The 20,748-nt window shown below is 72.2% G+C and carries 25 protein-coding genes; 12 read left to right on the top strand and 13 right to left on the bottom strand.

Going from position 1 to position 20,748, the window contains the following annotated elements:
- Positions 1-183: 183 nt before the first annotated feature.
- A complete protein-coding gene (locus ACLQ25_RS02795) occupies positions 184-1,635 on the bottom strand; it encodes a glycosyltransferase family 39 protein (RefSeq protein WP_425728750.1) in 1,452 nt (483 codons plus the stop codon).
- Between the two features lie 376 nt (positions 1,636-2,011).
- On the opposite strand from ACLQ25_RS02795, the gene ACLQ25_RS02790 reads away from it, so the two are divergent.
- Genes ACLQ25_RS02790 through ACLQ25_RS02775 form a run of 4 tightly spaced genes read left to right on the top strand, consistent with a single transcriptional unit; the run spans position 2,012 to position 5,407 of the window.
- Positions 2,012-3,724, top strand: coding sequence for a nitrite/sulfite reductase (locus tag ACLQ25_RS02790; RefSeq protein WP_425728748.1), 1,713 nt, complete (start codon positions 2,012-2,014; stop codon positions 3,722-3,724).
- The gene (locus ACLQ25_RS02785) at positions 3,721-3,882 is read left to right on the top strand and encodes a hypothetical protein (protein WP_355050529.1); all 162 of its coding nucleotides are present in this window, start codon (positions 3,721-3,723) and stop codon (positions 3,880-3,882) included. The genes ACLQ25_RS02790 and ACLQ25_RS02785 overlap by 4 nt, the downstream gene beginning before the upstream one ends.
- The gene (locus tag ACLQ25_RS02780; RefSeq protein ID WP_357125848.1) at positions 3,879-4,640 is read left to right on the top strand and encodes a phosphoadenylyl-sulfate reductase; all 762 of its coding nucleotides are present in this window, start codon (positions 3,879-3,881) and stop codon (positions 4,638-4,640) included. Before ACLQ25_RS02785 ends, ACLQ25_RS02780 begins: the two co-directional genes overlap by 4 nt.
- The gene (locus ACLQ25_RS02775; RefSeq protein ID WP_425728745.1) at positions 4,622-5,407 is read left to right on the top strand and encodes a sirohydrochlorin chelatase; all 786 of its coding nucleotides are present in this window, start codon (positions 4,622-4,624) and stop codon (positions 5,405-5,407) included. Before ACLQ25_RS02780 ends, ACLQ25_RS02775 begins: the two co-directional genes overlap by 19 nt.
- A gap of 85 nt (positions 5,408-5,492) precedes the next feature.
- Here the strand turns inward: ACLQ25_RS02775 and ACLQ25_RS02770 are convergent, their stop codons facing one another.
- Both ACLQ25_RS02770 and ACLQ25_RS02765 read right to left on the bottom strand, forming a co-directional pair.
- Positions 5,493-5,750, bottom strand: a complete 258-nt coding sequence (locus tag ACLQ25_RS02770) for a WhiB family transcriptional regulator (RefSeq protein WP_007072794.1) — start codon at positions 5,748-5,750, stop codon at positions 5,493-5,495.
- Between the two features lie 448 nt (positions 5,751-6,198).
- The gene (locus tag ACLQ25_RS02765; protein ID WP_425728743.1) at positions 6,199-7,149 is read right to left on the bottom strand and encodes a diacylglycerol/lipid kinase family protein; all 951 of its coding nucleotides are present in this window, start codon (positions 7,147-7,149) and stop codon (positions 6,199-6,201) included.
- Positions 7,150-7,192: 43 nt separating this feature from the next.
- Between ACLQ25_RS02765 and ACLQ25_RS02760 the strand changes: the two genes are divergently transcribed.
- Entirely contained in the window at positions 7,193-7,582 is a 390-nt protein-coding gene (locus tag ACLQ25_RS02760) for a hypothetical protein (protein WP_425728741.1), read from the top strand.
- A 120-nt stretch (positions 7,583-7,702) separates the two neighbouring features.
- On the opposite strand, the gene ACLQ25_RS02755 is transcribed toward ACLQ25_RS02760, so the two are convergent.
- From ACLQ25_RS02755 to sodN, 3 genes are read right to left on the bottom strand one after another with little or no spacing between them, the layout of a single operon-like run.
- On the bottom strand, positions 7,703-8,110 hold the full coding sequence (locus ACLQ25_RS02755; RefSeq protein ID WP_355050772.1) for an ATP-binding protein: 408 nt from the start codon (positions 8,108-8,110) through the stop codon (positions 7,703-7,705).
- Positions 8,111-8,141: 31 nt separating this feature from the next.
- The gene (locus ACLQ25_RS02750; protein WP_425728738.1) at positions 8,142-8,663 is read right to left on the bottom strand and encodes a GNAT family N-acetyltransferase; all 522 of its coding nucleotides are present in this window, start codon (positions 8,661-8,663) and stop codon (positions 8,142-8,144) included.
- Positions 8,660-9,064, bottom strand: a complete 405-nt coding sequence (sodN, locus tag ACLQ25_RS02745) for a superoxide dismutase, Ni (RefSeq protein ID WP_355050524.1) — start codon at positions 9,062-9,064, stop codon at positions 8,660-8,662. The genes ACLQ25_RS02750 and sodN overlap by 4 nt, the downstream gene beginning before the upstream one ends.
- A gap of 84 nt (positions 9,065-9,148) precedes the next feature.
- Here sodN and ACLQ25_RS02740 point away from each other — a divergent pair, with 84 nt between their 5' ends.
- From ACLQ25_RS02740 to ACLQ25_RS02730, 3 genes are all read left to right on the top strand, one after another.
- On the top strand, positions 9,149-9,499 hold the full coding sequence (locus tag ACLQ25_RS02740; RefSeq protein ID WP_425728736.1) for a S24/S26 family peptidase: 351 nt from the start codon (positions 9,149-9,151) through the stop codon (positions 9,497-9,499).
- Positions 9,500-9,643: 144 nt separating this feature from the next.
- Positions 9,644-10,822, top strand: coding sequence for an NAD(P)-dependent malic enzyme (locus tag ACLQ25_RS02735; RefSeq protein ID WP_425728734.1), 1,179 nt, complete (start codon positions 9,644-9,646; stop codon positions 10,820-10,822).
- A gap of 204 nt (positions 10,823-11,026) precedes the next feature.
- Positions 11,027-11,989 (top strand): zinc-binding dehydrogenase, encoded by a 963-nt coding sequence (locus ACLQ25_RS02730; RefSeq protein WP_425728732.1) that lies wholly within the window; start codon positions 11,027-11,029, stop codon positions 11,987-11,989.
- Positions 11,990-12,091: 102 nt separating this feature from the next.
- Here the strand turns inward: ACLQ25_RS02730 and ACLQ25_RS02725 are convergent, their stop codons facing one another.
- Both ACLQ25_RS02725 and ACLQ25_RS02720 read right to left on the bottom strand, forming a co-directional pair.
- Positions 12,092-13,057 carry an alpha/beta hydrolase family protein gene (locus ACLQ25_RS02725; protein ID WP_425728730.1) on the bottom strand — a complete coding sequence of 322 codons (966 nt, stop codon included), beginning with the start codon at positions 13,055-13,057 and terminating at the stop codon, positions 12,092-12,094.
- Between the two features lie 75 nt (positions 13,058-13,132).
- Complete coding sequence (locus ACLQ25_RS02720) at positions 13,133-14,182, bottom strand: aldo/keto reductase (RefSeq protein WP_425728728.1); 1,050 nt, start codon at positions 14,180-14,182, stop codon at positions 13,133-13,135.
- Positions 14,183-14,270: 88 nt separating this feature from the next.
- Between ACLQ25_RS02720 and ACLQ25_RS02715 the strand changes: the two genes are divergently transcribed.
- Complete coding sequence (locus ACLQ25_RS02715) at positions 14,271-14,732, top strand: MerR family transcriptional regulator (protein WP_425728726.1); 462 nt, start codon at positions 14,271-14,273, stop codon at positions 14,730-14,732.
- Here ACLQ25_RS02715 and ACLQ25_RS02710 read toward each other — a convergent pair.
- Positions 14,614-15,159, bottom strand: a complete 546-nt coding sequence (locus ACLQ25_RS02710) for a nucleotidyltransferase domain-containing protein (protein WP_425728724.1) — start codon at positions 15,157-15,159, stop codon at positions 14,614-14,616. The two genes, ACLQ25_RS02715 and ACLQ25_RS02710, sit on opposite strands and share 119 nt — an antisense overlap.
- A 121-nt stretch (positions 15,160-15,280) precedes the next feature.
- Between ACLQ25_RS02710 and ACLQ25_RS02705 the strand changes: the two genes are divergently transcribed.
- A complete protein-coding gene (locus tag ACLQ25_RS02705) occupies positions 15,281-15,535 on the top strand; it encodes a type II toxin-antitoxin system Phd/YefM family antitoxin (protein WP_425728722.1) in 255 nt (84 codons plus the stop codon).
- Positions 15,532-15,906 carry a type II toxin-antitoxin system VapC family toxin gene (locus ACLQ25_RS02700; RefSeq protein ID WP_425728720.1) on the top strand — a complete coding sequence of 125 codons (375 nt, stop codon included), beginning with the start codon at positions 15,532-15,534 and terminating at the stop codon, positions 15,904-15,906. The genes ACLQ25_RS02705 and ACLQ25_RS02700 overlap by 4 nt, the downstream gene beginning before the upstream one ends.
- Before the next feature lie 36 nt (positions 15,907-15,942).
- Here the strand turns inward: ACLQ25_RS02700 and ACLQ25_RS02695 are convergent, their stop codons facing one another.
- Entirely contained in the window at positions 15,943-16,836 is an 894-nt protein-coding gene (locus ACLQ25_RS02695) for an alpha/beta hydrolase family protein (RefSeq protein WP_425728718.1), read from the bottom strand.
- A 158-nt stretch (positions 16,837-16,994) separates the two neighbouring features.
- On the opposite strand from ACLQ25_RS02695, the gene ACLQ25_RS02690 reads away from it, so the two are divergent.
- The gene (locus tag ACLQ25_RS02690) at positions 16,995-17,162 is read left to right on the top strand and encodes a hypothetical protein (RefSeq protein ID WP_425728716.1); all 168 of its coding nucleotides are present in this window, start codon (positions 16,995-16,997) and stop codon (positions 17,160-17,162) included.
- Here ACLQ25_RS02690 and ACLQ25_RS02685 read toward each other — a convergent pair.
- The 3 genes from ACLQ25_RS02685 to ACLQ25_RS02675 form a co-directional block, all read right to left on the bottom strand.
- On the bottom strand, positions 17,159-18,274 hold the full coding sequence (locus ACLQ25_RS02685; protein ID WP_425728714.1) for an acetate/propionate family kinase: 1,116 nt from the start codon (positions 18,272-18,274) through the stop codon (positions 17,159-17,161). The two genes, ACLQ25_RS02690 and ACLQ25_RS02685, sit on opposite strands and share 4 nt — an antisense overlap.
- Complete coding sequence (pta, locus tag ACLQ25_RS02680; RefSeq protein WP_425728712.1) at positions 18,271-20,340, bottom strand: phosphate acetyltransferase; 2,070 nt, start codon at positions 20,338-20,340, stop codon at positions 18,271-18,273. Before pta ends, ACLQ25_RS02685 begins: the two co-directional genes overlap by 4 nt.
- Before the next feature lie 188 nt (positions 20,341-20,528).
- Positions 20,529-20,714: a DUF6104 family protein gene (locus ACLQ25_RS02675; RefSeq protein WP_139582193.1), complete on the bottom strand. Its 186-nt coding sequence runs from the start codon at positions 20,712-20,714 to the stop codon at positions 20,529-20,531.
- Positions 20,715-20,748 lie beyond the last annotated feature (34 nt).

Here is a 20,748-nt window from a genome sequence, read left to right as displayed (position 1 = left end):
ACCGGCATCACGCTCATCGCAGTGGGTCGGCCACGCCTCCTGGCGATGAGGTCGTCAGCCGACACCGCGTGGGTGCGCCCGCCTGCTGGACGGTCGGGCCCACGGTCGACCTCGCGTGGCCGGCCTCGCCTACGAGTGATCAGGCCGGCGGTCGACGCGCGGGTCCGTGCGGTGGCCGGTCGGTCAGCGGCTGGTCAGCAGGGCGACGGTCAGGCCGGGGCGCTGCCAGACCTGGGCGACGGTGAACTGCGCGCGCAGCGCGTCGCCCTTGGCGTCCGGCACCGCGGCCAGCGGCTCGGCGTGCCGGCCGGCAACCACGAGCCAGACCCGTGCCGTGCCGGCCAGGCACTGGGTCGGTCGCGGGCACTCGGCGGCCCACAGATCGCCCCGGGCGACCTCGTCCTCGGTGACGAGCACGTCCCGTGGCGGGTCGTCGAGGTGGTACTCGATGCCCAGATCGAGGAAGAGCCAACTGTGCCGGGGCGAGTAGACCACGGCGTCCCCGGGGCGCTGGCCGTCGGCGATCACCCGGGCGACGCCCGCGTAGTCCACCGGCGCGCTGCGCGGCCACTCGTGGGTCCGCCGCAACGCGGCCTGGTCGGGGAGGCCGAGAAGCCCGGCCAGGACCACCACGGCGAGCGCGGCCGGCGCGGGCACCGACGCCAGCGCCGCGCCGGCCAGCAGGCAGGCGAACGGCACCACGAACACCAGGTAGCGGGGCACCCACAGCGGTACGACCGCCCCGGCCACGAAGAGCAGCAGGACCGGCAGCAGCACCGCGCTCAGCGGTAGCAGGGCGCGCCGTCCGAGTCGGGCCGCGCCGAGCGCCGCCACCCCGACCAGCAGGCCGCCCACCACGCTGCTCTGGGCGACGCCGCCCGGCAGCGCGCTCAGGTCGTCCGGCCGTGCCAGGCCGACCCAGTTCAACTGCTCGGAGCGTTGGGCGCGGGCATGCAGCAGCAGTGGTGTCACCACCAGCGCGACCGGTACCAGCGCGACCGCCCACCGCCACACCCGCCGGTCCCGACCGCCCGTCGCGGCGATGCCGGCCACCCCGGGACCACCCCACCGGGCGACCAGCACGACCAGCGCGTGCGCGGCCAGCAGGGTGAGCGCGACCAGGTGGGTGAGCCCGAGCGCGGCCACGGCGACGCCGTACCCGGTCCAGCGGGCCCAACCCGGCCGGCGCAGCGCGGCCACCAGCAACAGTGTGGCGAGTACCGCGAGGGCGGTGGCCAGGGCGTACGGGCGGGCCTCCTGCCCGTACCGGGAGGTGCTGGGCAGCACCGCGAACAGCAGCCCGGCGAGCAGACCTCCGCGCCGGTCGACGAGGTGCGTCCCGAGCACGGCCAGCAGCCCCGCGGCGACGGTCATGGCCACTGCGGCAGGCACCCGCAGGGCGATCGTGGAGTCACCGACGACCAGAACCCAGACGTGCATGAACAGGTAGTAGGGGCCGGTGGCGGCGTCGATGTTCCCGGCCAGCCGGGCGAGTTCGCCGGGTGAGCGGGTGGCGGCGCTCCAGGTCGCCAGCTCGTCGCGCCAGAGCTGCGCCGAGCCGATCCCGGTCAGCGTGACCGCCAGGGTCAGCAGCGCCGGAAACAGCCAGACGGGCGCGCCCCGCGCGACCCCCATCGCCCTCCCGGACAGTCCGCCCACAGTCCCGAGCCTGCCACGCCGCCAAGGCCTCCGGGCCCACCCCGCGAAGTGCCGCGAGTCGGCTGGCCCGTGATGTGGGATGCCGCACGTGGACATTGGCCGGGCCCTACGCGGTGTGGCAGCATGGGCGCATGACCGCCGCTGTCGTCCGCCGCTTCGTGGCTCGTCGCCACGTCGACTACGGCCGCGTGCGCAGCGCCATCTGTCCGGCTCACTGACGACGCCCGACCAATCTGTCTCGGGCGCGCTCCGCGCCGGCTGTCTTTGACACCGTTGTCCCGCCCGCTTCGTCGGGCCGGCCGTCGCGCCCCGCGCGTGCCCCGAGGCACAGCAGACAACGGAGGACGCCGCGATGGCGGTCAGCAGCATCCCGGCCCGGCCCGAGGACCCGACGGCCCGGCCCGCTCGGCCGCCGCGCCGGCCCCGGGGCGAGGGTCAGTGGGCGCTCGGCCACCGCGAGCCGCTCAACCCCAACGAGCGGATCAAGAAGGACGACGACCCGCTCAACGTCCGGGCCCGGATCGAGAACATCTACGCGCACCGTGGCTTCGCCTCCATCGACCCGCAGGACCTGCGCGGCCGGTTCCGCTGGTGGGGCCTCTACACCCAGCGCAAGGCGGGCATCGACGGCGGGCGCACCGCCGTGCTGGAGCCGCACGAGCTGGAGGACGAGTTCTTCATGCTCCGTGTCCGCATCGACGGCGGCCAGCTCAGCCTGGCCCAGTTGCGGGTCATCGCGGACATCTCCCGGGAGTTCGCCCGGGACACCGCCGACATCACCGACCGGCAGAACATCCAGTACCACTGGATCCGCGTCGAGGACATGCCGGAGATCTGGCGTCGGCTCGAGTCGGTCGGCCTGCAGACCACCGAGGCGTGCGGCGACTGCCCGCGCATCGTTCTCGGCAGCCCGGTCGCCGGGGTGGCCCGCGACGAGCTGCTCGACCCGACCCCGGCGATCGACGAGATCGTCGCCCGGTACGTGGGCGACAAGCAGTACTCCAACCTGCCCCGCAAGTTCAAGACGTCGATCTCCTGGCTGGTCGACACGCCGTACGAGTCGAACGACATCGCGTTCCTCGGTGTCGACCACCCGGAGCACGGCCCGGGCTTCGACGTCTGGGTCGGTGGCGGCCTCTCCACCAACCCGATGCTCGCCAAGCGGCTCGGCGTCTGGGTGCCGATGGCGGAGATTCCGGACGTCTGGGCCGGGGTGGTCGGCATCTTCCGTGACTACGGCTACCGCCGGCTGCGTAACCGGGCCCGGCTGAAGTTCCTGGTCGCGGACTGGGGCGTCGAGCGCTTCCGCGAGGTCCTGGAGAAGGACTACCTCGGTCGTACGCTGCTCGACGGCCCCGCGCCGGCCCTGCCGTCGAAGCCGATCGACCACGTGGGCGTGCACGAGCAGGCCGATGGGCGGCACTACGTGGGTGCTGCCCCGGTGGTCGGGCGGGTCTCCGGCGCGCAGCTCAGCCAACTGGCCGACGTGGTCGAGGCGCACGGCAGCGACCGGGTACGGCTCACCCCGTACCAGAAGCTGCTGGTGCTCGACGTGCCGACGGCGCGGACGGAGTCGCTCGTCGACGCGCTCCGCGGCATCGGCCTGGAGGCCCGGCCGTCGGCTTGGCGACGCGGCACGATGGCGTGCACCGGCATCGAGTACTGCAAGCTCGCCATTGTCGAGACCAAGGCTCGCGGTGAGGAACTGGTGGCCCGGCTGGAGCAGCGGCTGCGCGACTTCGACGCGGACATCTCGATCCACATCAACGGCTGCCCGAACGCCTGCGCCCGCACCCAGGTGGCCGACATCGGCCTCAAGGGTCAGCTGGTGGTCGGCCCGGACGGCCGGCAGGTGGAGGGCTTCCAGGTGCACCTGGGCGGCGGCCTGGGCATGGCGCAGGGGCAGACCGCCGGTTTCGGCCGCAAGCTGCGGGGCCTGAAGACCACCGCCGACGAGCTTCCCGAGTACGTGGAACGGCTGGCCCGCCGCTACCTGGCCGGGCGGAGCGAGGGCGAGACGTTCGCCAACTGGGTGATCAGAGTCGACGAGGAGGAACTGCGGTGAGCAGCGAGAACCGAGCGGCACCCCTGTACTGCCCGTACTGCGGCGAGGAAGACCTGCGGCCGCACGAGGCGGGGCACGGCGCCTGGGAGTGCCACGCCTGCGCCCGGGTCTTCTCGGTGAAGTTCACCGGGCTGCTCTCCCGGACGGTGACCCGATGAGCCTCGTCTCCGCTGCAAGCCTGCGCCTGGTCGGCCCGGGTGGTCCGAAGCCCGCCGATCCGTCCCTGCGCAGCCCGGACGAGCTGCGCGTACTGGCCGAGGACGCCGGACGGGAGTTGGAGGGCGCTCCCGCGCTGGAGATCGCCCGCTGGGCGGCGCAGACCTTCGGCGACCGGTTCTGCGTCACCAGTTCGATGGCCGACGCCGTCCTGGCCCACCTGGTGTCCCGGGTCGCCCCGGGCGTGGACGTGGTCTTCCTCGACACTGGTCTGCACTTCCCCGAGACGCTCCGCGTACGCGACGAGGTCGCCCGTACGCTGCCGGTGAACGTCCGGTCGATCCGACCCCGGCTCACCGTGGGGCAGCAGGACGGCCAGTACGGTCCGCGACTGTTCAACAAGTCGCCGGACGACTGCTGCCAGTTGCGCAAGGTGGAGCCGTTGGAGCGGGCCCTGTCCGGGTACGACGCCTGGGCCGCCGGTCTGCGTCGGGACGAGTCGCCGACCCGGGCCAACACGCCGGTGGTGACGTTCGACGCGCGGCGGGGCAAGGTCAAGGTCAACCCGATCGCGGCCTGGTCGCAGGGGGACGTGGACGCCTACATCGCCCGCTGGAACGTGCCGGTCAACGAGCTGTTCAAGCAGGGGTACGGCTCGATCGGCTGCTGGCCGTGCACCCGCCGGACGAAGGCCGGCGAGGATCCGCGCGCCGGCCGCTGGGCCATGTTCGAGAAGACCGAGTGCGGGCTGCACGTCTGACCTCGTCGTCGACGACCCCGACCGGCCCCGGTGCGGCCGGCGGGGCGCCCCCGGTGGTGCTGGTGGCGCACGGCAGCCGGGATCCCCGAGCCGCCGAGGCCACCCGGGCGCTGGCCCGGGCAGTGTCGGCGGCCCGGCCCAGCCTGTCGGTGTGGGCGAGTTGGCTGGACCACACCGAGCCGGGGCCGACCGAGGTGCTGCGCACGCTGGCCCAGGCGGGGCACCGGCGTGCGGTGGTGGTGCCGCTGCTGCTGACCGCCGCGTACCACCGTCGGGTGGACATCCCGGCGGCGGTGACCGCGGCGACGACGGCCGGAGCAGCGCTGACGGTACGGGTGACCGACGTGCTCGGTCCGGCGGACGGGACGGTGGCGCCGGCCCTGATGGCGGGGCTGCGTCGTCGGCTCGCCGAGGTCGCTCCGGGCCGCTTCGACGCCCTGGTGCTGGCCGCCGCGGGCACCCGGGACGCGCGTGCGCGCGGTTCCGTGGGGCGGGTGGCCGATGCGCTCGGCGTCGAGTTCGGGGTGCCCTGCCGGGTGTCGTACGCCTCGGCGGCCCCACCGGCGACGGGTGTGGCGGTGACGCGGCTGCAGGCGGCGGGCGCGCGTCGGGTCGCGGTGTCCGCGTACTTCCTCGCGCCGGGCCTGTTCCACGACGCGGTGACCGCCTCGGCGCGGGAGGCCGGCGCGGTGGCGGTGGCAGCCCCGTTGACGGATGCGCCCGAGCTGGCAGAGCTGGTGCTGAGCCGGGTCGACGAGCCGGCCTGACCGCTCGTCCGACCCGATCGGTTCTGGACAGCAGTACGCCCCGGCAGGCGAACCCGCCGGGGCGTACTGCTGTGTCGTTGGGGGATCAGGCGGAGTGAGCGCGCAGCACCCGGAGGCCGCCGCGCCGCTTGACAGCGCGCCGCTCCTCCTCGCTCATCCCGCCCCAGACGCCGGCGTCCTGACCCGACTCGAGCGCCCACTGAAGGCACTGGTCGGTGACGGAGCAGCGCCGGCAGACGGCCTTGGCCTGCTCGACCTGAAGGAGAGCCGGTCCGGACGTCCCAATCGGGAAGAACAGCTCCGGGTCCTCGTCGCGGCAGACAGCATGGTGACGCCAGTCCATGGCGGCAACACTCCTCATTCTGGATGGGTGGCAATTAATTGCGGGTCGTGCTTTTTCCTATATGCATCCGCAGTGCCTGTGGTGACCGTTCGCGTCTGACCATTCGGCAGTGCGTGAGCAGGCAGTCAGCCCCGGGGACCTGCTGGAACAGCTCAACCTGACGAGCATATCCAGGCAATGTCCCGGTAACTCAAGTTCGCTTGTGAATACTTTCACGAACGCTCGCGATGTCAAGGGTGACGCTCGGAAAAACTCCGCGCGGTGAGCAAGCCCACAACCCATTTGTCCGGGTTCCAGTGCCTTCCTGGTTACCCGCCGTGCCACAGTCGAGGATCAATATAGTACAGTCCGCGTGACATTGCTGACATTTCCGGCACCTGCCCCTCGGTGTGGCGGCACCGGCCGAAGCGGTTGCGGTGCCGCGTCGACCAAGGGCAGTACCCGAGACCTAGCAGATTACTCTCAGTGCGGCCGGAATGGAGGTGAATCTGACCTTCTCCCGCTCGCCAAGATAGTCACCGTCGAGCTGGAACGCCTGCGGGCGGCTGGAGACCAGCGTGAACTCCGCAGTGTCATGTAGGCGTAACACCTGACGTCCGTTCGGATCCGGCTGCCGACCCAGGAATTGGGTGACTGTCCGTGTTGTGCTAGCCACCCGGAGCTGACGCAGTGCCAGCACGTCGAGGCCGAGATCGAACGACGCCTCCGGATTCGGGTTGACCTCTCGATCGCCCAGGTACGTCCACGGGGCGGTGTTCTGGATGATGACGGTGGCCAGCTCGCCCTCCGACTCCTCACCCGGTCGCTCCAGACTGATCGCCGGATGCCGCCGGTCCGAGGCGAAGAAGTACTGGCTCATGATCGAGCGGAAGTAGAGCCCGGGCGTCGAGACCCGCCCCTTGCGCCGGGCCTGCTCCACCCGGTGGATCACGGCGGCGTCCAGCCCGAACCCGGCGCAGAAGGTGAAGTAGCGGTCGTCGGCGCGGCCCAGCCCGACCGTGCGCTGCCGGCCCAGGCGCAGCCCTTCCAGGATCATGCTGGTGGCGTCCGGCCACTCCCGGGGCAGACCCAACGCGCGGGCGAAGACGTTCGTGGAACCGCCCGGGACGGTGGCCAGCGCCGGCAACCGCTGCGCCATCGACGCGTCACCGACACCGGCCGGTGGCTCAGCCGTCATCAGGCCGTTCACCACCTCGTTCACGGTGCCGTCACCACCCAGGGTGACGACGAGATCGACGCCCTCGGCGGCGGCCTCCCGGGCCAACGCCATGGCGTGCCCCCGGCGGCGGGTGTAGCGCACACTGAGGTCGACTTCGCTGCGCAGCGCACGGACAAGTACGTCTCGGCTGCGCTCGCTGGTGGTGGTGGCCTTCGGATTGACCACCAGGACGGCCCGCATGGGCGGCACTGTACCTCTCGGTAGCACGGGTATCGTGGCGCGCGTGACCATCGACTCGGCCCGGATTCCCGTCACGCTTCGCTGGGCGGTGCGGCTGCTGTGGGCGGAGGCGATCGCCGTCGGGCTGATCGCGGTCTGGTTGGTCTGGGCCGACCTGACCGCCGACACCACCGATCTCGCGTCGGCGTTGCTGGTGACCGCGTTCGCCACCGGGGCGGCCGTCGCGCTGTGGGCGCTGGGCCGCGCGCTGCTGCGCCGCCGGGCCGGCGCACGGGCCCCCGCGATCGTCCTTCAGCTGATGCTGCTGCCGATCGGCTGGTTCATGATCCAGGGCGGGATGGGCTGGCTGGGCATTCCGTTGATGGCGCTCGGCCTGGGCGTCGGCTGGCTGCTCGTCAGCCCGCCAACGACGAAGGCCCTCGGCTTCGAGTGACGTCGACCGGCGGGCGCGGCTGAGCCCGTCGCAGCACGCTGGCGTGAGCGGTCACCCCGCCCGCGACGCCGCGCCTCGTAGCCTTGAGCCTCGCGGCCCGGCACGGCGGAGCGTCGCCGGTCAGTAGCCGCCGGAGCGGCGGGTCAGCAACGAGATGGTCGCCCGGCCGTCGCTGGCCGTGGCGGACGCCGACGTGGTCAGCGCGGTGAGCACCTTCCAGGCGAAGGACGACTCGGCGGGCAGCGTGGCACCGCGGACGGTCGGCACGGTCACCTCGACGGTCAGCGCGTCGTTGGTGACAGCGAACCGACACTCCAACTCGGCGTCACGGGTGGCGATGGCGAGCAGCATGGCGCACGCCTCGTCGACCGCGATCCGCAGATCCTCGATCTCGTCGAGCGCGAACTGCAGCCGGGCCGCGAGCCCCGCGGTGGCGGTACGGAGCACGCCGAGGTAACCGCCGTCGGCGGGCACCGTGAGGTGCACCACGTCGTCGTCGGTCGTTGGCTGGCCGGTCAGTTGAGTCACGCTCATCCCCCCGGTCAGGGACTCTACCCGGTCAGTCGCCCGGGCGCGTGTCGGCGGCCTCCGCCTGAGCGGCCAGATGCCGTAGGGCGTCACCGCTGAGCCGGTACGGGACCCACTCGTTCATCTGCTCGGCGCCGATCGAGGCGTAGAAGCCGGCGGCCGGATTCCACTCGATCATCCACCACTTCAGCCGGCGGTAACCCCGACGTACGCAGATGTCGGCCAACGTGGCGAGCAGTAGTCGACCCGCGCCGGTGCCCCGGGCCCCCGGGGAGACGTAGAGGTCCTCCAGGTAGATGCCGTGCACGCCGGCCCAGGTGGAGAAGTTGAGGAACCACAGGGCGAAGCCGACCGGCGCGTCGTGCTCGTCGACCGCGACGTGACCGAAGAGCGCCGGAGCGGTGGTGAACAGCGCCGAGGTGAGCTGTTCCTCGGTGAGGTGACACTGGTCGGGGGCGCGTTCGTACGCCGCCAGTTCGTGCACCATGGCGACGACGGCCGGTACGTCCGCGGGACGTACCGGCCGGATCGTCGGGGTGACCGGGTTGGTCACGCCTTCTTGGTCTCCCAGAAGATTTTCGCGATCTCGTCGATCTTCGCGAGGAGCTGGTCGGCCGTGGCCGGGTCGAGGCTGCCCTTGACGCCGCTGGCGCCGGCGAGCTTGGTGGCCTCGTTGAACAGGGTGTGCAGGTTCGGGTACTTCTCGAAGTGCGGCGCCTTGAAGTAGTCGGTCCAGAGCACCCACAGGTGGTGCTTGACCAGCTCGGCGCGCTGCTCCTTGATGATGACCGCCCGGGTGCGGAACTCCGGGTCGGTGTTCGCCTGGTACTTCTCGCAGATCATTTTGACCGACTCGGCCTCGATCCGGGCCTGGGCCGGGTCGTAGACGCCGCACGGCAGGTCGCAGTGAGCGCTCGCGGTGACGCGGGGCGCAAGGATGCGTGGAAGTCGCATCGGGATCCTCCATGGGAAGTTTGCGATGATCAAAGGCGACATTACTCCTGGGAATGCTCCCCGAACGGGGTGGAGGTGAAACCGGTGCGCGCCGATCACCCGAGTGAGCCGCCTCGTTTGCGCGGCCCGTTGACGGCGGTCGCGGTGGCCGGCCCGTCCATGGCGCCGACGCTGCGGCACGGCGACGCGGTGCTGGTCCGCTCGGGCGGGCGTCCCATCCGACCCGGCGACGTGGTGGTCGCGGTCTTCCGGACACGCCCGGAACTGCTGGTCGTCAAGCGGGCGGTCCGGCCGCAGGATGGCGGCTGGTGGCTGCGCGGTGACAGCGAGTTGATCACCGACGACTCCCGGGCGTACGGCGTGGCCGACGTACACGGTCGGGTGGTGGCTCGCTACTGGCCGCGCCCCGGACGGGTGCCTCGTCGGGTTATATGACCCTGCTCACATCCGAGGGGCAGGGTCGACACTATGCTCGGAAAGTGCCGGGTGACCCCCCGCGCCGCGTGCCATCGCTCGCCGCCCACCTTGCGGCCGGGCCCGCCGCCTCACATCTGCTCGACAGATCCTGGAGTCACCGCCATGTCTTCATCCACCGTGGACCCCGCTGATCCCGTCTTCCAACTGCACCTCGGCGGCAAGATGGCCGTCGCCTCGACGGTGCCGCTCACGAGCCGCGAGGACCTCTCCCTCGCGTACACCCCGGGGGTGGCCCGGGTGTGCGAGGCGATCGCCGCCGACCCCGCCCTGGCCGACCAGTACACCTGGGCGTCGCACGTTGTCGCGGTGGTGACCGACGGCTCGGCCGTGTTGGGGCTCGGCAACATCGGCCCGCGCGCCGCCCTGCCGGTGATGGAGGGCAAGGCGGTGCTGTTCAAGCAGTTCGCCGGGGTGGACGCGGTGCCGATCTGCCTGGACACCCAGGACGTGGACGAGATCGTCGCGGTGGTGCGGGCGCTGGCCCCCTCGTTCGGCGGGATCAACCTGGAGGACATCAGCGCGCCGCGCTGCTTCGAGATCGAGCGTCGACTCGACGAGGCGCTGGACATCCCGGTCTTCCACGACGACCAGCACGGCACCGCCATCGTGGTGCTCGCGGCGCTGCGTAACGCCGCCACCCTGCTCAACCGCAAGCTCGGCGACCTGCGGGTCGCGGTGAGCGGCGCGGGCGCGGCGGGCGTGGCCGTGACGAAGATGCTCATCGCCGGTGGCGTCAACCCCGACCAGGTCGTCGTCTGCGACTCGAAGGGGATCATCGGCCCGCACCGCACCGAGCTGACCGGTGGCAAGGCCGAGCTGGCGGCGAGCACCAACGCGGACGGCCGCCACGGCGACATCACCGAGGCGCTGCGCGACGCGGACGTGCTGATCGGCGTCTCCGGAGGCGAGATCCCGGAGGCCGCCATCGCCGGTATGGCGCCCGGGGGGATCGTGTTCGCGCTGGCCAATCCCACCCCGGAGGTGCACCCGGAGGTGGCCGCCCGGCACGTCGCGGTGGTCGCCACGGGCCGCAGCGACTACCCCAACCAGATCAACAACGTGCTGGCGTTCCCCGGGGTGTTCCGGGGCGCGCTGGACGCCGGCGCCACCCGGATCACCGAGGCGATGAAGGTCGCCGCGGCGGACGCCATCGCCGGGGTGGTGGCCGAGTCGTTGACTCCCGAGGCGATCGTCCCGTCGCCGCTGGACCCGCGTGTCGCTCCGGCCGTCGCCGAGGCGGTGGCCGAGGCCGCCCGCCGCGACGGCGTGGCCCGGCGGTGACCGGGACGCCGTGACCGGCGTGCTGACCGCGACGACGTGAGCCAGCATGGTGACCGCGACGCCATGGCCGGCGTGCTGACCGCGACGCCGTGACCGGCGTGCTGACCGCGACGACGTGAGCCAGCATGGTGACCGCGACGCCATGACCGGCGTGCGGCGTGGCCCGGCGGCCGGCCCTTCTTAACGAGCGCTCAGCTTGTTACGGTGCCGATCATGCGTGCTGCCTTCGTCTCCCGTTTCGACGACTCCGATCCGCTCGCCGCCCTCACCGTCGGTGAGCGACCCGAGCCGACCCACCCGGAGGACGACTGGGTGACCGTGCGGGTGCGCGCCACCTCGCTCAACCACCACGACCTGTGGTCGCTGCGCGGGGTGGGACTCACCGAGGCCCAACTGCCGATGATCCTCGGCTGCGACGCGGTCGGTGTGGATCCCGAGGGCAACGACGTGGTCGTCTACCCGGTCGTCGTCACTCCCGGTGACCCGCGCGGTGTCTCCATCCTCTCCGAGCACTTCGCCGGGACCCTCGCCGAGCGGGTCGCCGTACCCCGGTCGAACCTGGTCCCGCTGCCCGACGGCATGGCGGCGACCGACGCCGCGTGCCTGCCCACGGCCTGGCTGACCGCGTGGCGGATGCTGACCACCAAGGGCCGCGTCGCGGACGCCGACAGCGTGCTGGTGCAGGGCGCGGGCGGCGGCGTCGCGACGGCGGCCGTCGCGCTCGCCGTCGCGATGGGCAAGCGGGTGTACGCGACCAGCCGCGACGCCGCCAAGCGCGAGCGGATCTCCGCTCTCGGGGCCACCGCCGTGGAGCCCGGTGCCCGGCTGCCGGAGCGGGTCGACGTGGTGATCGAGACGGTCGGCGCGGCGACCTTCGAGCACTCGATGAAGTCGGCGGCCCCGATGGCCCGGATCGTGGTCTCCGGCGCCACCGCCGGCCACCAGCCGACGGTCAACCTGCGCCGGGTCTTCGCCATGCAGTTGGAGATCCTGGGCACGTCGATGGGCACCCCCGGGGAGCTGTACGAGCTGCTGGCGTTCTGCGCCGAGAACGAGGTCCGCCCGGTGGTGGACAGCGTGGTCCCGTTCAGCCGGGTCGAGGACGCCTTCGCCCGCCTGCACTCCGGCGAGGCCTTCGGCAAGGTCGTCATCGACCACACGGCCTGAGCGCCCTGCCGCACGGGAAGATCCGCGCAACTTCGGGGAAACTGCTGCCTCCAGGCGCGCTGAGGCAGCAACATCCCTGATGCTGCGCGGATCTAGGACCGCTCAGAGGTGATCGTCGAAGGTGGCGATGTCGTTGCGGGTCGCGTCCGTGGCGATGCGCTTCTTGGCCTTCGGGTCGCCGTACAGCGTCCAGCGTAGGAACTCCACCGTCGTGTCCGAGACGACCCGCAGCGACGCGGCGTCGCCGAGCAGCGATCGGCCATGGTCGCCCTTGGGCAGGCTCAGCAGCGCCTTCGGCCACGGCACCTTGTCGTACGCCGCCTTGCCCGCCGCGTAGTCGACCACCTCGTCCAACTCGCCGTGCACGAACAACTGCGGCGCGGTCGCGCCCGCGAACGCCGTACCCACGCCGACGGCCGTACCGGCGAACACCACCCCGGCGTCCAGCCGTTCGTCCCGGTTCGCGGTGAACAGGCCGATGGTGGTCACCCCGCCGGCCGAGTGCCCCGCCGCGGCCACCCGGTCGGTCGCCAACCGGCCGCGCAGCCCGTCGCCCGCCTTGCCGTCGAGCGCCAACACCTGGGTCAGCGCGTACGACACGTCGGCCGGTTGGTTGAGCACGTCGAGGACGTTGCCGTCGCCGCCCTCGGAGGTGTGCGGGAAGGCCGGCGCGGCCACCACGAACCCCGCCGCCGCCCAGCGGGTCAGCAGCGCGGCGTAGTCCTCCGGCCGCCCGCCGAGGCCGTGGCTGAACATCACCACCGGGAACCGCCCGCCCGCCGCCGCCGCGGACCGCCTGGCCGTGCCGCCGGCCTTCCCGGCCGCCGGATACCAGAGGGTCACCGGCAGCGCACGGCCGTCTCGGTTCAGCTTGAGCTGTCGTACGCCGACGCCGAAGGCGCTCTCGGGCGCGGACCCGGCGGGTACCCGCGGTGTCGGCGTGGCGGCCGGCGGCGGCTCGACGGCGACCGGCGCGGGCTCCTTCTTCGGGGCGTCCGTGGAGCAGCCGACCAGACCGGTCAGGAGCAGGGCGCTGGCCAGCAGCGAGGGGGTGACACGACGCGACATGGCCTCAATTGTGCCGTGCCGCGCCGGTGGCTCGGGGCGGTCCGGCGCGCTGCGCCCAGGCTGCCGCTGGTCGTCTCAGGCCGCCGCGCGTTCGGAGAGCGGACGCCGCCGCCGCGCCGGGTCGGTCAGGGAGCGCGGGGGGAAGGCGGCGTTGGGCTCGTACCGGTTGGTCCCGGGTGGCACGATCTCGTCGATCCGGTCGAGGGTTGCGTCGTCCAGGGCGAGGGTCGCGCCCTTGAGCAGGTCATCCAGGTGCTGCATGGTCCGTGGCCCGATGATCGCCGAGGTGACCGCCGGATGGGCCACGGTGAAGGCGATGGCGAGTTGTGGCAGCGTGCACCCGATGTCCGCCGCGAGGTCGACGAGCCGCTCGACGATGTCGAGCTTGGCCGCGTTCTCCGCGATCGTGGGATCGAACTGCGCCGGCCGGAGAACCGCTCGCCCGGTCGACAGGTCGACGGCCCGATCCTTGCGGTACCTGCCGCTGAGGAAACCGAAGGCGAGCGGGCTCCAGACCAGCACCCCCATGCCGTAGCGCTGGCAGACCGGAAGGATCGAGGTCTCCACCCCACGGGCGAGGATCGAGTACGGCGGCTGCTCGGTGCGCAGCCGGCCGAGGCCACGACGCTCGGACACCTGGTGTGCCTCGACGATCTCCTCGGCGGGAAACGTCGAACAGCCGAAGGCGCGGATCTTTCCCTGGCTCACGAGGTCGGTGAGCACCGAAAGCGTCTCCTCGATGTCGGTCGAGGGGTCCGGGCGGTGGACCTGGTAGAGGTCGATCCAGTCGGTACCCAGACGCCGGAGGCTCCCCTCGACCGCCTTGAGGATCCACCGCCGCGAGTTGCCGCCCTGGTTAGGCCCCTCGCCCATCGGAAAGTGGACCTTGGTGGCGAGGACGACGTCGTCGCGACGCCCCCGCAGCGCCTTCCCCACGATCTGCTCGGACTCACCCCGGCCGTACATGTCGGCGGTGTCGACGGCGTTGATGCCGCTGTCGATCGCGGTGTGGATGATGCGGACGCACTCGTCGTGGTCCGGGTTTCCGACGGCACCGAACATCATGGTCCCGAGGCAGTGGGTGCTCACCTCGATGCCGGTGCCGCCGAGCGTGCGGTAGCGCATGCCGATGCTCCCCTGGCGTTGTCGTGACGATCAGGGGACCCTAGGAGCTCGAGTCGGCTCTAGGTCAAGCCTCGCTACCCTGCTCGACATGGCCGAGGACATCGCGAGTCTGAGCATCGGGCAGGTCGCCGAACGCACCGGCCTGAGCGTGCACGCCCTCCGCTTCTACGAGCAGGAGGGCGTCTTCGTCGATCCGGTACGCCGAGGGCCCGGCGGGCGTCGCGTCTACAGCGAAAACGACGTCGACTGGCTGACCGTCTGCATCATTCTCCGTGCCTCGGGCATGCCGTTGCCCGCGCTGCGCCGGTACGCCGACCTCGTCCGGGCGGGTGCCGGCAACGAGGAGGAACGGCTCGCGCTTCTGCGCGAGCACCGCGAGCGCGTCACCAGCCAGATCGGCAGACTCACGCAGTGCCTGGACCTGATCGGCTTCAAGGTCGGGGTGTACGAGGACCTGATCGACGAGGCCCAGCGAGCAGTCGAGCCAGGTCGGCCGCGTCCTTCGGACGGCGGGGACGCTCCGGCATCCACACCGGGTACATCTGCTTGAACTCGATCTGGGCCGCCACCGAGATCGCCGGCACGGTCAACGAGCCGATCCGGCCGGGCGGCGCGTCCAGCATCCCGGCCGGCAGTGGGGTGCCCGCCCAGGGGCCGGTGCCCACGGTCGGCCGACCGCTGTCGTCCCGGCCCAGGTACGCGACGCTGACCTCCACGTCACCGGCGAACAGGTCGAGCTGTCGCTCCGCCGGCATCCGCCGGTCGGGACGCCAGCCCCGGGCCAGCAGCAGCGCGGCCAGCCGGTGCGCGTCCTCGTGCCAGCAGTACCAGTCGACGTCGACGTGCGGGCGGGTCACCGCGCCGAGATAAAAGTCCATCGCCCAGCCGCCGCGCAACCACACCGGGACACCTGCCGACCCGGTCACCTCCACCAGTTCGGCGATGCTCGCCAACTGGCGACGCGCGAGGTCGTCCATCGGGCCACGGTACCGGCGGAGAGGCGTACGCGGCGGACCCCCGGCCCGAGCCGGCAAGGCCGCTGACGTAGGCGGCCGAGCAGGCTAGACTAATCGCTTAGCTAAGCGAGGAGGCTGCGTCATGTCGGCTGAGGCCGTGCACTACAACATGCATGATGCCAAGACCCATCTGTCGCGCATCATCGAACGGGTGGAACGCGGCGAGGAGATCATCATCGACCGGGCAGGCACCCCGGTGGCGAAGGTCGTACCCCTGGTCCGGCGGGCCAACCGCACCGCGATCGGCTCGCTCGCCGGCCAACTGGACCTCTCCGGCGACTGGGACTCACCACAGACCAACGCCGAGATCGCCGAGGACTTCGGCATCGGCGCATGAACCTGCTGCTGGACACCCACGTCGCGCTCTGGGCCATCACCGGCGATCCGGCCCTCGGCCCCGAGCTACTCGACCAACTACGCCACGAGCCAGACATCTTTCTCTCCCCGGTCACCCTGTGGGAGATCACCATCAAGCAGAGCGTCGGGAAACTCGCCGGGCCACCTGACCTCGCGGAGCGGGTACGAGACATGGGCTTCCGGGAACTCCCGGTGACCCATGCCCACGCCATCGCCGCAGGCCGTCTGCCACCACATCACCGTGACCCCTTCGACCGCATGCTGGTGGCACAGGCGATCACCGAAGGGCTGACCCTCGCTTCCCGCGACGCGTCAATAACGCTGTACGACGTGGACGTCCTCAAGGTGTGATCGGACGGCTCGGCCGGGTGTCGGGCGAGGGGGACGTCAGCGGGCCGGGCGTGACTCGTAGCGGGTCAGCGCCGTGCGGGCGTCGAGGGGGAGTCGTGCGCCGGCCGCGCTGTCGCCGTAGAGGGTCCAGCGCAGGAAGTCGGTCGTCGTGGTCAGCACCGGTGCGAACCCGGGACGGTCCGGCGTGAGGTACTCGCCGTGCCCCTGCCCGACGACGCTGAGGAAGGCAGCCGGGCCCCGGGTGCGCGCGTACGCCGCCCGCCCGACCGTCACGGGCACCACCGGGTCGGCCGTGCCGTGCACGAACAGCACCGGGGCGCTCGGCCCCGCGAAGCTGCCGGGCAGTCCGCCGCCGGCGATCACGATGCCGGCGCGCAACCGGGTCGGGTGGCCCTCGGTGAACATGCCGGAGGTGGTGAAGCCGCCCGCCGAGTGACCGGCGGCGGCGACCGACGCGAGATCCAGGTGGCCGGCGAGCGGATCACCCGGGTCGCGGTCCAGGCGTCCCAGGTGCCGGATCAGCCGCCAACCGTCGGCGGGCTGGTTGCGGACGTCGGCCCGGGTGAAGTGCGCGGCGTCCGAGCGGGTGTGCGGGTACGCCGGCGCGGCCACCACGAATCCGGCCGCCGCCCACCGGGTGGTCAACTCGGCGTGCAGTTCGGGCCGGCTGTGCAGCCCGTGGCTGTAGACGACCACCGGGAATCGCCCGGCGGCGACACCGTCGGTGCCCGCCGGATACCAGACGGTCACCGGCAGGGGGCGCGCCGAGCGCGGATCGAGGATGAGCGTACGCACGCCGACGGTGTACGACCCCTCGGGCGCTCGGCGCGCGGCCGGTGGCCCGGTGGGCCCGCCGGCCACGGCGGAGGCCGGCGCGCACCCCGCCAGCAGCGCTGTCACCAGTACGGCGACCAGCCGTCCCGCCCCCACTGTCTCACCGTAGGCGTCGAGACCTGCGCGACGACCCCGCCGTCCGGCCTGCCTCTGCCCGCCACCCGGTCGGGTCGTCTCCGCCGCCCGGCCCGACCCGACACGACCACGGGAGGTGGGGGCGGTGCGTCGGCCGGGGTTTCGCTAGGGTCACCGGCATGGCTGAGAACTACACCGACCCCAGCGGCAACACCGAGGCGTTCCGCGCCTTCACCCAGACGCCGGAAGCCGCCGGCCCGGTCGACGCGCCGTCCCGGCTGCCCCTCATCGTCGGTGCGGCGGTGGTCGTGGTGCTGCTGGTGGCCCTGGTCATCTGGCTCGCCTAGAGCTTCCCCACCACGTCGCGGGTCTGCCGGGCGATCTCCCGTTCCTCGTCGGTGCGGATGACGCAGACGCTCACCTCGGCGCCGTCGGGTGAGATCACCCGGTCACCCGCGCCGCCGTTGCGGGTGTCGTCCACGCTGATGCCCAGCCGGTCCAGGCCGGCCAGCGCGGCAGCCCGCACTTCGGCGGCATGCTCGCCCACCCCTGCCGTGAACGCGATCGCGTCGACCCGGCCGAGCAGCGCGTAGTACGCCCCGACGTACCCGGTGATCCGCCGGCAGTAGACGTCGAACGCCAGGGCGGCGGCCCGGTCGCCGTCGGCCCGGCGTTGCAGCACCTCGCGCATGTCGTTGACGCCGCTCAGGCCGAGCAGGCCGCTGCGGTGGTTGAGCAGGTCGTCGATCTCGTCGACCGACAGTCCGCCCTCGCGCCGCAGGTGGAAGATGACGGTCGGGTCGAGGTCGCCGCTGCGGGTGCCCATCACCAGCCCTTGCAGGGGCGACATTCCCATCGACGTGGCGACGCTGCGGCCACCGGCCACCGCGCAGGCGCTGGCCCCGTTGCCCAGGTGCAGGGTGATCGTGTTGAGCTGCTCGTACGGGCGGTCCAACAGCTCGGCCGTACGCCGGGAGACGTACGCGTGCGAGGTGCCGTGGAAGCCGTACCGGCGGATCTCGTACCGCTCGGCGGTGTCCCGGTCGATCGCGTAGGTCGCGGCGGCCTCGGGCAGGGTGTGGTGGAACGCCGTGTCGAAGACGGCGACCTGCGGCACGTCCGGCAGGGCCGCCCGGGCCATCTCGATGCCGGCCAGGTTGGCCGGGTTGTGCAGCGGGGCGAGCGGGACCAGGTCGCGGATCGCGGCCAGCACCGCGTCGTCGACGAGCGTCGGGGCGGTGAACGTCCGGCCGCCGTGCACCACGCGGTGCCCGACGGCCGTCAACCCGGTCAGGTCCAGCCCGTCCAGGATCTGCCGGACCGCGCTGGCGTGGTCCGCCGGGCCGCCACCGGCCTCGCCGACCCGCTCGACGGTGCCCTGCCCGAGCGTGCCGTCCCCGTCGTAGAGCCGCCACTTCACCGACGACGACCCACAGTTGAGCACCAGGACCCGACTCATGACGCCTCCCCGGCAGCCGCCTGGATGGCGGTGATCGCCACCGTGTTCACGATGTCCGGCACCAGCGCGCCCCGGGACAGGTCGTTCACCGGCCGGCGCAGGCCCTGCATCACCGGCCCGACGGCGACCGCCCCGGCCGAGCGCTGCACCGCCTTGTACGTGTTGTTGCCCGTGTTGAGGTCCGGGAAGATGAAGACCGTGGCGTGCCCGGCGACCTTGCTCTCCGGCAGTTTGGTCGCCGCCACCGCCGGATCGATCGCCGCGTCGTACTGGATCGGCCCCTCGACCAGCAGGTCGGGCCGGCGTTCCCGGACGAGCGCGGTGGCCGCGGCGACCTTCTCCACGTCCTCGCCCGCGCCGGAGCTGCCGGTGGAGTACGACAGCATGGCCACCCGGGGCTCGATGCCGAACCGTGCGGCGGTGTCGGCCGACGAGATCGCGATGTCGGCGAGCTGGGCGGCGTCCGGGTCGCGGTTCACCGCGCAGTCGCCGTAGACCAGCACCCGGTCGCGCAACAGCATGAAGAAGACGCTGGAGGCCACCGAGACGTCCGGGACGGTACGGATGATCTCGAAGGCGGGTCGGATCGTGGCGGCGGTCGTGTGCGTGGCGCCGGAGACCATGCCGTCGGCATGCCCGGTGGCCACCATGAGCGTGCCGAAGTAGTTGGGCTGGGCCACGATGTCGTACGCCAGCTCGGCGGTGACGCCCCGGTGGGCGCGCAGGCGCGCGTACTCGGCGGCGAACTCGTCGTGCCACCCACTGTTCGTTGGGTCGACGAGCCGCGCGTCGCCGAGGTCGATGCCCAGCTCGCGGGTGCGCCGGGCGATGTCGTCGGGGCGACCCAGCAGCGTCAGGTCGGCCACGCCCCGGCGCAGCAGGATCTCCGCCGCCCGCAGGATCCGGTCGTCGGTGCCCTCGGGAAGCACCAGGTGGCGGCGCTGCGAGCGGGCCCGGTCGATCAGCTCGTTCTCGAACATCAGCGGAGTGACCCGCGTCGAGCGGCTCACCCGGAGCCGGCGGGCCAGGTCGTCGGTGTCCACGCAGCGTTCGAACGCGCCCAGCGCGGCCTCCACCTTGCGCGGGTTGGCCACGCTGGGCCGTCCCTCGATCCGGCTGGACGCCTCGACCGTGTCGTAGCTGTCGCTGCGCACGGACAGCACCGCCAGGCCGGTGTTCAACCCCTCCACCAGCCGCATGACCCGGGGATCGGGCTGCTCGCCCAGGGTCAGCACCAACCCGGCCACCGACACCTGCCCGGCCACGTGGGCCGCGCTGGCGGCGACGAGCAGGTCGGCCCGGTCGCCCGGGGTGATCACCAGCGCCCCCTCGGTGAGGTGGCCCAACAGGGTCGGCACGTGCGCCGCGCCGACCACGAAGTCCAGCACGTCCCGCCCGAGCGCGGCATCGTCCCCGGCCAGCAGGGTGGCGCCGAGCGCCGCCGCCACCTCGGCCACCGTCGGCGCCGACACGCTCGGCACCTCCGGGATGGCGTACGCGGGCACCGGCAGCTCCGGCAGCGTCATCGGCCCGGGCACCCGGTTGGCGATCACCGCGAGCACTGTCGCGCCCAGGTCGGCCAGGTCGTGGTACGCCCCGCGCATGGCCGCCGCCACGGCCGCCGGCTCCTGCTCGTAGCCGTCCACCACCGGTATCACCACGCTGCCGAACTCGGTGGCCAGCCGGGCGTTGAAGGCCAGCTCGCGGGGGTGCGCCGGGTCACCCGGCTCGTCGAAGTCGCTGCCCACCACGACCACCGCCGGGCACTGCCGCTCGACCGCCCGGTAGCGCTCCACGATCGCGGAGATCAGCTCCTCGCGCCGGCCGTCGGCGACCAGCGCGGCCGCCTCGGCGTAGGTGGCCCCGGCCAGCTCGGCGACCGGCACCTCGACCCGGTACCGCTCGCTGAGCAGGGCGAGGATCGGATCGGGACCGGTGTCGGCGACCAGCGGCCGGAACACGCCGATCCGCCCCACCTGCCGCGACAGCAGTTCGGCCAGCCCGAGAGCGATGGTCGACTTACCCCCGCCCGAACCCACGCTGGTCAGGTACACGCTGCGAGCCACGCCCCCACCCTAGAAGATCGCCGGCCTCCCCACCCGGCCCCTCCCGAGCACCCCACCGCCCTACCGCCCCCGCCCCGTCGTCCGCGCCGTCGCCCGTGCCCCGTTGATCATGAAGTTATCGCTCGACACGCCGACGACACGCGCGCACAACTTCATGATCAATGTAACGGGGTGGGGTGGGGGTGGGGTTAGGCGTCTTCGTCGTCGGGGTCGTCCAGGCGGGCCAGGTAGGTGGCCAGGCGTTCGATGGGGGTTTCGAACTCCGGGTTGAGGTCGACGAAGTCGCGCAGGCGCTCGCCCAACCACTCCAGCGTCACCTGCTCGTCGCCCCGGCGTTCGACCAGTTCCTCGATGCCACGGTCGGTGAAGTACACGGCGTACGTCCTCGTGCTCGGCCCGGCGCGGGCC

Source organism: Micromonospora sp. DT44 (genome assembly GCF_049841635.1).
Lineage (GTDB): Bacteria > Actinomycetota > Actinomycetes > Mycobacteriales > Micromonosporaceae > Micromonospora.
Note: the sequence above shows the minus strand (reverse complement) of the source record. Positions and strands in the feature narration are given on the sequence as shown.

What these genes read in the sequence shown, in the direction of transcription:
- ACLQ25_RS02710 (WP_425728724.1), bottom strand. Translation starts at nt 15,159, where the DNA reads ATGGACGACCTCGCGCGTCGCCAGTTGGCGAGCATCGCCGAACTGGTG.
- ACLQ25_RS02795 (WP_425728750.1), bottom strand. Translation starts at nt 1,635, where the DNA reads ATGGGGGTCGCGCGGGGCGCGCCCGTCTGGCTGTTTCCGGCGCTGCTG.
- ACLQ25_RS02685 (WP_425728714.1), bottom strand. Translation starts at nt 18,274, where the DNA reads ATGAGTCGGGTCCTGGTGCTCAACTGTGGGTCGTCGTCGGTGAAGTGG.
- ACLQ25_RS02700 (WP_425728720.1), top strand. Translation starts at nt 15,532, where the DNA reads ATGAACCTGCTGCTGGACACCCACGTCGCGCTCTGGGCCATCACCGGC.
- ACLQ25_RS02735 (WP_425728734.1), top strand. Translation starts at nt 9,644, where the DNA reads ATGTCTTCATCCACCGTGGACCCCGCTGATCCCGTCTTCCAACTGCAC.
- sodN (WP_355050524.1), bottom strand. Translation starts at nt 9,064, where the DNA reads ATGCGACTTCCACGCATCCTTGCGCCCCGCGTCACCGCGAGCGCTCAC.
- ACLQ25_RS02765 (WP_425728743.1), bottom strand. Translation starts at nt 7,149, where the DNA reads ATGCGGGCCGTCCTGGTGGTCAATCCGAAGGCCACCACCACCAGCGAG.
- ACLQ25_RS02715 (WP_425728726.1), top strand. Translation starts at nt 14,271, where the DNA reads ATGGCCGAGGACATCGCGAGTCTGAGCATCGGGCAGGTCGCCGAACGC.
- ACLQ25_RS02770 (WP_007072794.1), bottom strand. Translation starts at nt 5,750, where the DNA reads ATGGACTGGCGTCACCATGCTGTCTGCCGCGACGAGGACCCGGAGCTG.
- ACLQ25_RS02790 (WP_425728748.1), top strand. Translation starts at nt 2,012, where the DNA reads ATGGCGGTCAGCAGCATCCCGGCCCGGCCCGAGGACCCGACGGCCCGG.
- ACLQ25_RS02690 (WP_425728716.1), top strand. Translation starts at nt 16,995, where the DNA reads ATGGCTGAGAACTACACCGACCCCAGCGGCAACACCGAGGCGTTCCGC.
- ACLQ25_RS02705 (WP_425728722.1), top strand. Translation starts at nt 15,281, where the DNA reads ATGTCGGCTGAGGCCGTGCACTACAACATGCATGATGCCAAGACCCAT.
- ACLQ25_RS02725 (WP_425728730.1), bottom strand. Translation starts at nt 13,057, where the DNA reads ATGTCGCGTCGTGTCACCCCCTCGCTGCTGGCCAGCGCCCTGCTCCTG.
- ACLQ25_RS02720 (WP_425728728.1), bottom strand. Translation starts at nt 14,182, where the DNA reads ATGCGCTACCGCACGCTCGGCGGCACCGGCATCGAGGTGAGCACCCAC.
- ACLQ25_RS02780 (WP_357125848.1), top strand. Translation starts at nt 3,879, where the DNA reads ATGAGCCTCGTCTCCGCTGCAAGCCTGCGCCTGGTCGGCCCGGGTGGT.